Raw genomic sequence first — 13,303 nt, 5'->3', positions numbered from 1 at the left:
TCGCAAAAATGGCCCCGGAGTTCGCACTCCGGGGCCTTTTGCATTTCAGCAGTCGATTAAGCCGCTTTCGCTTCCGGCTGGCTCAACGAGCGGTTCAGTGCACTGAACAGCGCCTTGAAGCTGGCGGTGGTGATGTTTTCATCGATGCCCACGCCGTGTACTGCACGTTCACCATTTACACGCAGCTCGATGTAAGCCGCTGCTTTGGCGTTAGTGCCCGCGCCGATCGCGTGTTCGTTGTAGTCCATGATCTCCACCGGAATCGGCAAGCCGGCCACCAGTGCTTCCAGCGCACCGTTGCCCTTGCCACGCCAGTGCAGGTTGGTTTCGCCCTGACCCTTGCTCGCCACTTCCACTTCGACGGCGCTGTTGCCGTTTTCTTCCTGCAGGCGATGGCTGACCAGCGCGTACGGGGTGTTGGCTTGCAGGTATTCACTGATCAACAGCGAGTGAATCTGCTTGGCGGTCATTTCCAGGCCCAGGCGGTCGGTTTCACGCTGCACGACTTGGCTGAACTCGATCTGCATGCGACGCGGCAGGCTGATGCCGTACTCCTGCTCCAGCAAGTAAGCGATGCCGCCCTTGCCCGACTGGCTGTTGACGCGGATCACCGCCTCGTAGCTGCGGCCAATGTCGGCCGGGTCGATCGGCAAGTACGGCACTTCCCACAAAGCGTCCGGTTTCTGCTGGGAGAAGCCCTTGCGGATCGCATCCTGGTGGGAGCCGGAGAACGCGGTGTGGACCAGGTCGCCAACGTACGGGTGACGTGGGTGAACCTGGATCTGGTTGCACTCTTCGACGACTTTGCGCACGCCGTCGATGTCGGAGAAGTCCAGTTGAGGGTCGAGGCCTTGGGTGTACATGTTCAGTGCGACGGTGACGAGGTCGACGTTACCGGTACGCTCGCCGTTGCCGAACAGGCAGCCTTCGACACGGTCGGCGCCTGCCATCAGGCCCAGCTCGGTGGCAGCCACGCCGGTACCACGGTCGTTGTGGGTGTGCAGGCTGATGATGACGCTGTCACGACGGTTGATGTTACGGCCGAACCATTCGATCTGGTCGGCGTAGATGTTCGGGGTCGCGCACTCAACGGTGGCCGGCAGGTTGAGGATCATCTTGTGTTCAGGCGTCGGGTTCCAGACCTCGATCACCGCGTCACAGACTTCCTTGGCGAACTCCAGCTCAGTGGCGCTGAAGGTTTCCGGCGAGTACTCAAAGGTCCACTCGGTGTCCGGCTGCATCGCTGCGTATTTGACGAACAGTTTGGCGGCGTTGACCGCGATGGCCTTGATGCCGTCCTTGTCCTGATTGAAGACGATGCGACGGAAAGAAGGCGAGGTGGCGTTGTACAGGTGAACGATGGCTTTCTTCGCACCACGCAGGGATTCGAAGGTGCGCTCGATCAAATCTTCACGACCCTGGGTCAGCACCTGAATGGTGGTGTCGTCCGGGATGTGGCCGTCTTCGATCAAGGTTCGGACGAAGTCGAAGTCGGTTTGCGATGCGGCCGGGAACGAGGCCTCGATTTCCTTCACGCCCACTTGCACCAGGGTCTTCCAGAAGCGCAGCTTTTTCACTGCATCCATCGGCTCGATCAGCGACTGGTTGCCGTCACGCAGGTCGGAGCTGCACCAGATCGGCGCGGCGTCGATGGTTTTCGACGGCCAGGTGCGATCCGGCAGATTGATGACGGGGAACGCGCGGTACTTGGAGGACGGATCTTTGAGCATGCTCATCGGGAAATTCCTTATTGTCTGGGCCGAAAAGAGGCGGCCTGCCGGTGGAACGAATGTTCTTGGAAAAGCGTGGGACGAGGCGCAGCGATTCAGCCCGGCAGTCGTGCGCTGACGAGGCACAGGCTGCGGTGCTGGCGAAGCTGAATAAGGGTGTGAGAGGTTTTCATGCTTTCAACCCTAACCGCGGGTGGGGAGGATGGCAAGCAGTCGAAAAAAATTGAGAGGAATACTCGAAAAGAGAGGGTTTGCGCGATTTTATTGTGTGATAAGCCAGAGAGTGTCTGGATTTTTGCGCAGGGTTTGATGGGGGCGCAATTGAAAGAGGTGGGTTTCAGCGGTATTTGCGGTGGGGAATAGGCCGCTATCGCGAGCAAGCTCACTCCTACAGGGGAGTTGTGTTGTGAACACGATCAACTGTAGGAGTGAGCCTGCTCGCGATGAGGCCAGAAGCTTCACTGAATAAATCAGGGCTGGAACGCGCCAATGAAAATCGCCGGATCCACCCGCGCATCATTCAGGCTGATATTCCAGTGCATATGCGGCCCGGTCGCCCGGCCAGTCGAGCCGACCTTGCCCACCACTGCCCCCCGCGCCACTTGATCACCCACCTTCACATCAATCTTCGACATATGGCAGAACATGCTGATAAAGCCCTGACCGTGGTCGACAAACACCGTATTGCCGTTGAAGAAGTAGCTACCGGTCAGAATCACCTTACCCGCCGCCGGGGTCTTGATTGGCGTGCCTGCCGGCACCGCGAAGTCCAGGCCTGCGTGCGGATTGCGCTCTTCGCCGTTGAAGAAGCGGCGCACACCAAACTTGCTCGACAGTGGCCCGTTGACCGGTTTGTCCAGCAACAGGTTGCTCGGCGTGTTCGGGCTGAAGCTGCGGTAGGCCTTGATCTGCTCGGCCAGTTCGCCTTCGATGCGTTTGAGGTTGGCCGGGTTTGGATTGACCTGTTGGGTGTTCTTCAGGGTAATGCGCTGTTCCGGATATTTTTTGTTGCCGACCGTGAACGGCAGATTACGCCCGCCACTGCTGATTTGCTGCGATCCCGGTTTGACGGTCAGTGGCACGCCGACAATCGCCAGCCAGTTGTTCTGCTCTTTGACCACTAACACCGGTTTGCCCTGATAGGTGGCTTTCGGCGCTTGAGCGGCAGCGCCCAGATCAACCACCGCCACGCCGCCCGGCACCGGTTTGTTCAGCAGCCGGGTGATGTAACTGTCGGCGTGGGCGTTGAAGGTCAGACAGAGTAAAAACAATGGAGCCAGAAAACGCGGCATGGATCAGTCCAGTAAAGAGAGGGTGACGGGCGTCAGGTGATTGTCCTCGACGCGCACTTGCAGTTCGCCTTCGCCGAGCTTGGCTTTCAGGCGCTGGCCGGTGTGGGTCTGCGCGGCGTTGCGGATCGCGTTGCCGCGCTCATCCAGCAGAATGCTGTAACCACGGCCAAGGGTCGCCAGCGGGCTGACCACATGCAGCGTCTGCATCTGACTGTGCAGTTGCAGACGACGGTTTTTCAGGCCTTCACGCATCGCTCGCGGCAAACGTTCGGCGAGGCTGTCGAGGCGCTGGCGCAACATCGCCAGTTGCCGTCCCGGATGCTGCCCGGCGAGGCGGGTTTCCAGGCGAATCAGGCGTTCGCGTCGAGTATTGAGATGACGCTCGAAGGCCCGGCGCATACGCATGTCGAGGTCATCCAGACGCTGAGCCTGCTGGCGCAGACGCTCGCCGGGATGGCGCAGGCGCCGGGCCATGCCTTCCAGACGAAGACAATCGCGCATCAAACGGTCACGCATGCGCATGACCAAACGGCGATGCAGGCTTTCGACCTGACGGATCAGGTGGCTGGAATCGGGAGCGAGCAGCTCGGCGGCAGCGGAAGGCGTGGGGGCGCGGACGTCGGCAACGAAGTCGCTGATCGACACGTCGGTTTCATGGCCGACGGCGCTGACAATCGGTGTCACACAAGCATCGACTGCGCGGGCCACGGCCTCTTCGTTGAAACACCAGAGGTCTTCCAGCGAGCCGCCGCCACGGGCGAGGATAAGAGCGTCAAATCCTCGGGCATCGGCCATTTTCAAGGCGCGGACGATCTGCGCAGTGGCTTCGCGGCCCTGCACGGCAGTCGGAATCAACGTCAACTGAACCTGCGGCGCACGGCGGCGGAACACGCTGATGATGTCGCGGATCACCGCGCCAGTCGGCGAACTGATGATGCCGATGCGTTGCGGATGCGCCGGCAGCGGCACTTTGCGTTCGGCGCTGAACAGGCCTTCGGCGCTGAGCTTTTCCTTCAACGCATCGAAGGCCAGACGCAGCGCGCCGTCACCCGCCGGCTCCACGGTGTCGAGAATCAGTTGATAGTCACCACGGCCTTCGAACAGCGAGACCTTGCCGCGAACCTTCACGGCCAAGCCGTCTTTCAGCGCCTGACGTACGCGTGCAGCGTTCTGACGGAACAAGGCGCAACGCACCTGCGCGCCGCTGTCCTTGAGCGTGAAATAGATGTGGCCGGACGCCGGGCGGGCGAGGTTGGAGATTTCGCCTTCGACCCAGATGTTGCTGAACACGTCTTCGAGCAACACCCGCGCGCGGCCGTTGAGCTGGCTGACGGTCAGGACTTCACGGCCCAGGCCAAGTCTTGCAAAGGGATCTTTAATCATGGGGCGCAGTTTAAAGGCATTCGCCGGTGAATGTCTGGAGGAAGTGTTGCACCAGCGGTGTCGGATTTTGCCGATAGGCGAGGGCCACAGTGCTTTGGCAATCTGAATCTGCCAGCGGTAGAAATCTTACGCCGGACGGTGCGATGTCCTGCATCGACTCGGGCAGCAGGGCGATGCCGAACCCCGCCTGAATCAACTGCAATTGCGTGGTTTTGCGCGACATCACTCTCGCTGCTTTCGGGAAGAAGCCCTGGCGCATGCACAGGTCGGCGCATAAATAGCTCAGGCCACCGCGCTGCGGATGGGGGATCGAAATGAACGGCTCGTCTTTTAATTGCGCCAGTTCGACAACTCTCAGGTCAGCCAACCGATGACTCGCCGGCACCGCTAGCAGCAAGCGTTCAGTAAACAGGGGCGTAACCTGAATACCCTCGGGCTGACGCAACACCGGCAGACGCAGCAGGCCGATATCGAGGCGACCTTCGGCCAGTTCCTCCAGTTGCGCTTCCGACGACAGTTTGCCGATGTCCAGCGACACGCCTTGCTGCTGATCAAGGTAAGTGCTGATGTCGCGCAGCAATCGCCCGCTGATCGGTACGGTACTTGAGTGACTCAAGCGCAATGTGCCGAGTTGACCGTGGCCGACTTCGGTGGCCATGGTGCTGGCCTTGTTCAGCTCAATCAGCAGATTGCGCGCTCGCGGTAACAACGCTTCACCCGCCGCCGTGAGTCGGGGTTGGCGTGCTGTGCGCTCGAACAGCGGGGTTTGCAGACGGGTTTCCATGTCTTTGATCTGGCGGCTCAGTGCCGATTGCGCGATGAACAAACGCTCGGCCGCCGCACTGAAGCTGCCGCATTCGGCGATTTCAACGAAGTAACGCAGTTGACGGGTTGAAAGCACAAGATATGCCTTTTCGAGATGGGTTGGCGACTTTGAAGATATTAGTCGCAACCCTCGGCGGTGGCTAAAGTCATCAAAGGCTTATAAAGGAAGTCGAGAGATGAGCGTTGTGGGGCTGCTGAGTGAGTGGGCGTGGGGTGCCGAGGGCTGGGCGGTGATCGGATTGGCGATCGCGCTGGCCTATATCGTGTTTGGCATTGCCGGTTTCGGCACGGCGCTGGTGGCGGGGCCGATTCTGATTCTGTTCATGCCGTTGTCGAAGATTGTGCCGTTGCTGGTGCTGCTGGATTTCGTCGCGGCGTTTGGCAATCTGCTGCCCTCGCGGCGGGACGTGGCGAAACCCGAATTGCTGCGATTGCTGCCGTGCATGGCGGTTGGTTGCACGTTGGGGGTGATTTTTCTGCTCAATCTCAAATCCGATCTGTTGTTGCTATTGATGGGGCTGTTTATCAGCGCTTATGCGGTTTACAGCCTCTGGGTAAAAACGCGGCCCGCACAACTGTCAGCTGCCTGGGCGGTGCCGATGGGGACGGTGGGCGGATTGTTCGGAGCGTTGTTTGGCAGTGGTGGCTTTCTATACGCGATCTATCTCAATAGCCGACTGCCTAAAGACTCGGCCCGGGCTACGCAAAGTGCGCTGATCAGTTGCAGCACGGTGGTGCGCTTGAGCCTGTTCGCCATCGCCGGTGTTTATGCCGAACTACCCTTGTTAATGCTGGCGCTGTGTCTGTTGCCTGCCATGGCGCTGGGGTTGTGGATCGGGCGGCGCTTGACCATGCGGTTGTCCCGCGAGGCGTTTGTGCGGCTGGTGACGTGGTTGGTGCTGGCGAGCGGCATTGCCTTGATCGGGCGCTATTTGAGTACTTGACCGGATTTCGTCAGGGATTAAGCTGCCGGTTTTTAGGGCCTCTTCGATTTGCTCGCGAAGGCGTCAGAAGCCATACCGCAGGACTTTCCATGAATTCGCAAAGCATCATCGTCCCGAAAATCTCCACCCTGCCGGTCCACGAACCCCGGGCCCGGGCGATCGTGCGCTGGCTGGTGCGCAAGAACATCATCGAGGAAGAACTGACCACCTGCGGCCGCACTGGCAACCGCATGGCACACGCTATTGCCGATGGTGCCCGCGCCGTGGTGTTGCACCCTGAGGCGTTGCCGTTCGGCGAGCCGATCAACGGCCTGGAAATCGTCACCAAGCGCTGCATCTACACCCCGGCCAAGGGATTTCTGGAAGAGGCTGGTTGCGCCGAGTGCCGCCGCGAAGTTGGTGAAGCGCTGTTCGAAAGCCTGGAAGACTGGATGCCAGGGCGCACCGACAACTTCACTTGCCCGGAATGCGGGCATGAAGACGACATCAACGGCTTTCTGTACTTGCAGGAATGCGCGTTCTCCAACCTGGGGTTCATCTTCAACAACTGGCTGGAAGCCGGGTTCAAGCAGAGCTTTATCGACGAATTCGCCGATTGGCTGGATCAACCTGTCTCTTGGGTCAAGGTGGAGCTGTAGACGCGGCGATTCCCGTACATCAGCAACATTGATATTAAGCAGAGTTTTACGTTGAACAGCGGGGGGTGTCTGACTATAATGGCGCGCTTCCATTTTCCCGCTCGGGAGCCCCCGCGATGCTGCGTATCAGCCAAGAAGCTCTGACATTCGACGACATTCTCCTAGTGCCCGGTTATTCCGAGGTGCTTCCTAACGAAGTCAGTCTCAAGACCCGCCTTACCCGTGGCATCGAACTGAACATTCCTCTGGTTTCTGCTGCAATGGACACCGTTACTGAAGCCCGTCTGGCAATTGCCATGGCTCAGGAAGGTGGCATCGGCATTATCCACAAGAACATGACCATCGAGCAGCAAGCTGCCGAAGTTCGCAAGGTCAAGAAGTTCGAAGCCGGCGTCGTCAAGGATCCGATTACCATCGAGGCAGATGCCACGGTTCGTGATCTGTTCGAATTGACCCGCATGCACAACATTTCCGGCGTTCCGGTACTGCACGATGGCGACCTGGTCGGTATCGTCACTTCCCGTGACGTGCGTTTCGAAACCCGTCTGGATGCCACCGTCCGTGAAGTGATGACGCCTAAAGAGCGTCTGGTCACCGTACGCGAAGGCGCCGACAAGAACGAAGTCCGCGAGCTGCTGCACAAGCACCGTCTGGAAAAAGTTCTGATCGTCGATGACAAGTTTGCCCTCAAAGGCATGATGACCGTCAAAGACATCGAAAAAGCCAAAGCCTACCCGCTGGCCAGCAAGGACGATCAAGGTCGTCTGCGCGTTGGCGCTGCCGTTGGTACCGGTAAAGACACCGGTGACCGCGTAGCCGCGCTGGTCAATGCCGGTGTGGACGTGGTGGTGGTCGACACCGCTCACGGTCACTCCAAAGGCGTGATCGACCGCGTTCGCTGGGTTAAACAGAATTTCCCTGAAGTGCAGGTGATCGGCGGCAACATCGCCACCGGCGCAGCCGCCAAGGCCCTGGCCGAAGCTGGCGCCGATGCGGTCAAGGTCGGTATCGGCCCTGGCTCGATCTGCACCACCCGCATCGTCGCCGGTGTCGGCGTCCCGCAAATCAGTGCCATCGCCAACGTTGCTGCTGCCCTTGAAGGCACCGGCGTACCGTTGATCGCCGACGGCGGCATCCGTTTCTCCGGTGACCTGTCCAAGGCCATCGTTGCCGGTGCTTCCTGCGTCATGATGGGCTCGATGTTCGCCGGTACTGAAGAAGCGCCGGGCGAGATCGAACTGTTCCAGGGCCGTTCGTACAAGGCTTATCGCGGTATGGGGTCGCTGGGCGCCATGTCCCAGGCTCAAGGCTCTTCCGACCGTTACTTCCAGGACTCCTCGGCAGGCGCCGAGAAACTCGTTCCGGAAGGCATCGAAGGCCGTGTGCCGTACAAAGGCACCCTGAGCGCGATCATTCACCAGTTGATGGGCGGTCTGCGTTCCTCGATGGGCTACACCGGTAGCGCCGACATCGAAGAAATGCGCACCAAGCCTGAGTTCGTGCGGATCACCGGCGCTGGCATGGCCGAGTCCCACGTTCACGACGTGCAGATCACCAAAGAAGCGCCAAACTACCGCGTAGGTTGAGCCTTCAAGCAACAAGCTAAGCAACCGGGGCTGTTATATTCAGCCCCGAGTTGTTTCTGAATCACGACTGTTTCTGAATGACTTAGACGAGACTGAATCATGGCCCTCGATATTCACGCTCACCGCATCCTGATCCTCGACTTCGGTTCCCAGTACACCCAACTGATCGCCCGCCGCGTGCGCGAGATCGGTGTGTACTGCGAACTGCACCCGTTCGACATGGACGAAGATGCGATCCGCGAATTCGCTCCTAAAGGCGTCATCCTCGCCGGCGGCCCCGAGTCCGTGCACGAAGCCAACAGCCCTCGCTGCCCGCAGGCCGTGTTTGACCTGGGGGTGCCGGTCTTCGGTATCTGCTACGGCATGCAGACCATGGCCGAGCAACTGGGCGGCAAGGTTGAAGGTTCCGAATTGCGTGAGTTCGGTTACGCCCGCGTTGATGTGGTCGGCAAGAGCCGTCTGCTCGACGGCATCGAAGACCACATCGACGCCGACGGCCTGTTCGGCCTCGACGTGTGGATGAGCCACGGTGACAAAGTCACCAAGATGCCGCAAGACTTCCACATCCTCGCCAGCACCCCGAGCTGCCCGATCGCCGGCATGTTCAATGACGATCGCGCTTACTACGGCGTGCAGTTCCACCCGGAAGTGACCCACACCAAGCAGGGCGGTCGGATCCTGTCGCGCTTCGTTCTCGACATCTGTGGCTGTGAAGCCCTGTGGACCCCGTCGAAGATCGCTGAAGACGCCATCGCCAACATCCGCGCACAAGTCGGCACCGACAACGTGCTGCTGGGTCTGTCCGGCGGCGTTGACTCCTCGGTGGTTGCCGCGCTGCTGCACAAAGCCATCGGCGATCAACTGACCTGCGTCTTCGTCGACAACGGTCTGCTGCGTCTGCACGAAGGCGAGCAAGTGATGGCCATGTTCGCCGAGAACATGGGCGTCAAAGTGATCCGCGCCAACGCTGAAGAGCAGTTCCTGAATAATCTGGCCGGCGAAGCCGACCCAGAGAAGAAGCGCAAGATCATCGGTCGCACCTTCATCGACGTATTCGATGCCCAGTCGAACAAACTGGACAACATCAAGTACCTCGCTCAGGGCACCATCTACCCGGACGTGATCGAGTCGGCTGGCGCGAAAAGCGGCAAGGCTCATGTGATCAAGTCGCACCACAACGTGGGCGGCCTGCCGGAAGAGATGAACCTGAAACTGGTCGAGCCACTGCGCGAACTGTTCAAGGACGAAGTCCGTCGTTTGGGTCTGGAACTGGGCCTGCCGTACGACATGGTCTACCGTCACCCGTTCCCGGGTCCGGGCCTGGGCGTGCGCATCCTCGGTGAAGTGAAGAAGGAATACGCCGACCTGCTGCGTCGCGCCGACCACATCTTCATCGAAGAACTGCGTAAAGCCGACTGGTACCACAAAGTCAGCCAGGCCTTCGTGGTGTTCCAGCCAGTGAAATCGGTAGGTGTTGTAGGTGATGGCCGTCGTTACGCCTGGGTCGTGGCCCTGCGTGCCGTGGAAACCATCGACTTCATGACTGCGCGTTGGGCTCACCTGCCTTACGAACTGTTGGAAACCGTTTCCGGCCGCATCATCAATGAAATCGAAGGCATCTCCCGCGTCACTTACGACGTGTCGAGCAAGCCGCCGGCGACGATTGAGTGGGAATGATCCCGCTGCACGTCGATGCCTGCATTGAGTGACTGAAAACCCCTGGCCCAGGCCAGGGGTTTTTCGTTTCAAGCGCCTTTGAAATCCTTTCAGGCGGGTAGGCGACTCTGAAGTTTCAGGCCTACCTCTATCAGGCGCTGAGATAATGCCGCGATATCCGGAAACAATATCCCACTGATTCGCGGCATGGACTGAAGCCAGATGTAAGACTGGCCGTCCAGTGTCCGATTCACCGGTATTCGAACAATGTTGCCTGTGCTGTTACGACGCACGAGCGTGTAACCGTTTTGCGACTTTTCAAACAGGTAAGCGCCATTGCGATGCAGCAGGCGATCCAGCGCTTCCTCAGTCCATATCACCGGGGGCGCGTCGATTTGCAGGCGCAGGTCAGCGTAGAGGTAGTCGAACGAGTCGCGGGTCGATGCACCATTGTCAAAAGGGCCGCGAGCTACCTTGAGTCCCGGGTCGATGCTGACGCCTGGGTTTTCCAAGGCAGCGGCTTCTTCAATCCGTAAGCCGATACCGCCTTTCAGTTCGCTGATTCCTGGCAGGCCTCTGAAATTATTGGTGTTCTGTGCATCGATCAGGGCAATCCATTTGCCCGGTCGATTGAGGAGTGCGTCGCCCCACATGATCCGGGACATCAGATGAGCGCGCATCATTTGCTCTTCAATCGACGTGAGCGGCACCCTGATTTTGCTACTCGCCGCGCAACCAAGGCCTTGAACGCGCACGCCATTGGCCTGGGCGGTCTTCACCAGTTCCAGGATGTTGTACACCTCGTTCGGGTCGGTTCCGAGGCTGGTCAGGTAAATCCGCAGATCCTCGGACATCTGTCCTGTGGTGTAGAAACTGTTCAGATCAACCTGAGCAAAATCATTCAGCAACTCACCCACGTAGAGCGTCGTGGCGTGTCGTGCAAGCGCAGGCATGTTTTCGATCATGAAACGCATGCTGGTGATGCGATCAAGGGTTTCTCCCACTGCCAGGCCAACCGTTTTTTCAAAGAGGCGATCAATGAGTTCATCGGTCGACATCGAGTGACTGACGGCGGGCAGTGCCGGACGTGCAGGCAGATTGGTCCAATCCAGCTCAGAGTAATACTCTTTGGCCTGGTTCAGCAGTTGTGTGCGTTTTTGGCTGAAATGCAGCGCAACCTGATCATTGAAAGATGGATGTCTGGCCGTGCTCGCCACATCAGCGGAATCATCAGGGAGGTTCATCGCCCACTTTCTCAGCCTGACCTTGTCCAGGCTTCCAGTATCGGCGAGGGTGGTAACCAGGCGCAGTGGGCGGGCAGCCGGTGGCACCGGTTCGACCAGTGGCAGATCCGGCGATGACGTTGATGTAGAGGTAAACGAGGTCCCTTGAGTCTTCGGCGTGCATCCCTTGCCAATGCACTGACCGCCCCCTCTGAGACGCAGCGCAGGCATGCGCTCCCACTTGCCGGCAGCATTGAAGCGAACCGGCAACGAATAAGCGAACTGGTTGGGGTGTTGAGGATCGATGATGGCCCAGTTGCCACTGCTCTCGGAGGCGTCGAAGTAGCGCACGTAGTACGCGCTGCCATCGATATCGATCGCATAGGGGTGGGCGTTATCGAGGCGGTAGATGCCTTGAAACTTTCCTGGCTCGGTTTCTGCGTAATAGCGATCAAGCAACTCGTTGCACTGATACCGGACAGGCACCTTCGGCGCAGACGGGCGTTGCGGCAGGGGCGCGGAGGGTGTGACCTCGACGGGAATTTCGTTTGCCATCTCGTCAGCCTCTTCGTCAGCGATCAGCAACGACGCCTGATCCCGCGGTGGCAGGAAGGGCTCGTTCGCCGAGGTGAACTCGATCAGCCCGGCCATTTCCTCAGCTTCGGCAAATTCAACCTGCGGGCCCACCTCCAGCTGTGCGCCAGTGCCGATCAGGAACGGGACGTTGAACACCACTTCGATGCCATTAAGCACCGCGCCAAGGGTGCCGGTCTTGCGCTCGGCAGCTGTCCTGCCGTTGACTGCAAGATCGATGTTCAGCCCCATATTGGCGATGCCGGCGCCAATCACCGGCAATGCCAGCGGCCAGCCTACGGTTGCCATTGGGCCGAATACTTTCAGACCCGCGCTCAAGTACCCTATCCAGAGTTTTTTGCGCAGATCACTGTTGGAGGTCAATGCCAGATTTGCCTCGGCCAACATGGCGCTACGAGTCGAATCGCTTAACCAGGTGAATGCGTCACCGCTGATCGCGACGTTGCTGTGGTTGATCATCCGGTGATCGCTGTGTCCCCAACTGCTCACCAGACGGGTCATCAGATCATTCAGTTTTTCGCTCATCTGATTGCGGTCAGTCAGCGAAAAGCGGTTCATGAAAACCTTGCGCTTATCCTCGGTGTTCATCTGTTCAAGCATCCACCAGTGCAGATCCGCTTCATCTTCCATCAACCGAAAGGGTTGAGCTTCGCCGGGTAGGTAGAGGGTTTGCCGGCCATTGTCCTCAACCAGACGCAGCACTTGGGTGGCGACATGACCATCGAGATCCAACACGCGCACATCACCACTCACCGGGTGCGTGGCTTGTAGCATTTGAAGGGTGACGGGCCAGGTAATGGGCCCTGCCACCGAGTCGATTACGCGCTGAAAATCAGTGCCGTCAAGTTGACCTTTTTGCAGCGCCTGTACCGCCAGGCTGAGGAAGTTGCACTTGGCCAGCGTCCGGAAATCGTTCCACGAGGACTGCCAGAAAGTGGTCAGCTGATGGGTGTAGCGCGTGCTGAAATCGATGTTCCAGAATGCATTCAGAACATCGCTACCCAGCAGCCTCACTTCATTATTCTGATTGAAGTTTTCAGCTTGCGGCCCGTCCGAGTAGAAGCCGCAGTACAGGCCCAGCAGATCGGCATTGTCCTGGTCGGTGGCGCGAAAGCGATGGATCACCAGTTGTGTGAGGGTCAACGATTCATATGGCTTTTCCAGCAGGTGTTCCCAACCGGTAAAGGTCAGATTGCTGCTCTGCGCTGCCCTGAATCTGTGGAAATAGATAAGGTCCGGATCGATGCCCGAAAGTCCTTTATCGATAAGCAGTTGTAGTGCGACCTGGCGGGCCGCATCCAACAGGCTGGGACAAGCTTGTACGAGTGTTGTTGCGATTGCCTTGAGGCTGGCCTTGTCTGCTGCGTTCGGCAACAGGCGGCGTTCGGGGGCGTTCATGCACTTCTCCATCCTTGGGGAAAAACGAAGATCG

Annotated in this window: 9 protein-coding genes; 4 read left to right on the top strand and 5 right to left on the bottom strand. The window is 58.9% G+C overall.

Annotated features, from left to right (window positions below; all coding sequences use genetic code 11):
• Window positions 1–56: 56 nt before the first annotated feature.
• From leuA to IAI51_RS23350, 4 genes are all read right to left on the bottom strand, one after another.
• On the bottom strand, window positions 57–1,736 hold the full coding sequence (gene leuA, locus IAI51_RS23365; protein ID WP_187680625.1) for a 2-isopropylmalate synthase: 1,680 nt from the start codon (window positions 1,734–1,736) through the stop codon (window positions 57–59).
• Window positions 1,737–2,200: 464 nt separating this feature from the next.
• Entirely contained in the window at window positions 2,201–3,022 is an 822-nt protein-coding gene (locus IAI51_RS23360; protein WP_187680624.1) for a M23 family metallopeptidase, read from the bottom strand.
• 3 nt (window positions 3,023–3,025) lie between these two features.
• The gene (gene xseA, locus IAI51_RS23355; RefSeq protein WP_187680623.1) at window positions 3,026–4,405 is read right to left on the bottom strand and encodes an exodeoxyribonuclease VII large subunit; all 1,380 of its coding nucleotides are present in this window, start codon (window positions 4,403–4,405) and stop codon (window positions 3,026–3,028) included.
• Window positions 4,406–4,415: 10 nt separating this feature from the next.
• Entirely contained in the window at window positions 4,416–5,306 is an 891-nt protein-coding gene (locus tag IAI51_RS23350) for a LysR family transcriptional regulator (protein WP_187680622.1), read from the bottom strand.
• A gap of 100 nt (window positions 5,307–5,406) precedes the next feature.
• On the opposite strand from IAI51_RS23350, the gene IAI51_RS23345 reads away from it, so the two are divergent.
• The 4 genes from IAI51_RS23345 to guaA all read left to right on the top strand — a co-directional run bounded on the left by IAI51_RS23345 (window position 5,407) and on the right by guaA (window position 10,075).
• Entirely contained in the window at window positions 5,407–6,174 is a 768-nt protein-coding gene (locus IAI51_RS23345) for a sulfite exporter TauE/SafE family protein (RefSeq protein WP_187680621.1), read from the top strand.
• An 89-nt stretch (window positions 6,175–6,263) separates the two neighbouring features.
• Window positions 6,264–6,812, top strand: coding sequence for a sugar ABC transporter ATPase (locus tag IAI51_RS23340; protein WP_187680620.1), 549 nt, complete (start codon window positions 6,264–6,266; stop codon window positions 6,810–6,812).
• A 116-nt stretch (window positions 6,813–6,928) separates the two neighbouring features.
• Window positions 6,929–8,398 carry an IMP dehydrogenase gene (gene guaB / locus IAI51_RS23335; RefSeq protein WP_187680619.1) on the top strand — a complete coding sequence of 490 codons (1,470 nt, stop codon included), beginning with the start codon at window positions 6,929–6,931 and terminating at the stop codon, window positions 8,396–8,398.
• 99 nt (window positions 8,399–8,497) lie between these two features.
• A complete protein-coding gene (gene guaA / locus IAI51_RS23330; protein ID WP_187680618.1) occupies window positions 8,498–10,075 on the top strand; it encodes a glutamine-hydrolyzing GMP synthase in 1,578 nt (525 codons plus the stop codon).
• An 89-nt stretch (window positions 10,076–10,164) separates the two neighbouring features.
• Here the strand turns inward: guaA and IAI51_RS23325 are convergent, their stop codons facing one another.
• On the bottom strand, window positions 10,165–13,269 hold the full coding sequence (locus IAI51_RS23325; protein ID WP_187680617.1) for a membrane-targeted effector domain-containing toxin: 3,105 nt from the start codon (window positions 13,267–13,269) through the stop codon (window positions 10,165–10,167).
• Window positions 13,270–13,303 lie beyond the last annotated feature (34 nt).

Source organism: Pseudomonas sp. N40(2020) (genome assembly GCF_014472415.1).
Classification (GTDB): domain Bacteria; phylum Pseudomonadota; class Gammaproteobacteria; order Pseudomonadales; family Pseudomonadaceae; genus Aquipseudomonas.
The sequence above is the reverse complement of the archived record's forward strand: the minus strand, read 5'-3'. Positions and strand labels throughout refer to the sequence as shown.

What these genes read in the sequence shown, in the direction of transcription:
- leuA (WP_187680625.1), bottom strand. Translation starts at nt 1,736, where the DNA reads ATGAGCATGCTCAAAGATCCGTCCTCCAAGTACCGCGCGTTCCCCGTC.
- IAI51_RS23360 (WP_187680624.1), bottom strand. Translation starts at nt 3,022, where the DNA reads ATGCCGCGTTTTCTGGCTCCATTGTTTTTACTCTGTCTGACCTTCAAC.
- xseA (WP_187680623.1), bottom strand. Translation starts at nt 4,405, where the DNA reads ATGATTAAAGATCCCTTTGCAAGACTTGGCCTGGGCCGTGAAGTCCTG.
- IAI51_RS23345 (WP_187680621.1), top strand. Translation starts at nt 5,407, where the DNA reads ATGAGCGTTGTGGGGCTGCTGAGTGAGTGGGCGTGGGGTGCCGAGGGC.
- IAI51_RS23340 (WP_187680620.1), top strand. Translation starts at nt 6,264, where the DNA reads ATGAATTCGCAAAGCATCATCGTCCCGAAAATCTCCACCCTGCCGGTC.
- guaB (WP_187680619.1), top strand. Translation starts at nt 6,929, where the DNA reads ATGCTGCGTATCAGCCAAGAAGCTCTGACATTCGACGACATTCTCCTA.
- guaA (WP_187680618.1), top strand. Translation starts at nt 8,498, where the DNA reads ATGGCCCTCGATATTCACGCTCACCGCATCCTGATCCTCGACTTCGGT.
- IAI51_RS23325 (WP_187680617.1), bottom strand. Translation starts at nt 13,269, where the DNA reads ATGAACGCCCCCGAACGCCGCCTGTTGCCGAACGCAGCAGACAAGGCC.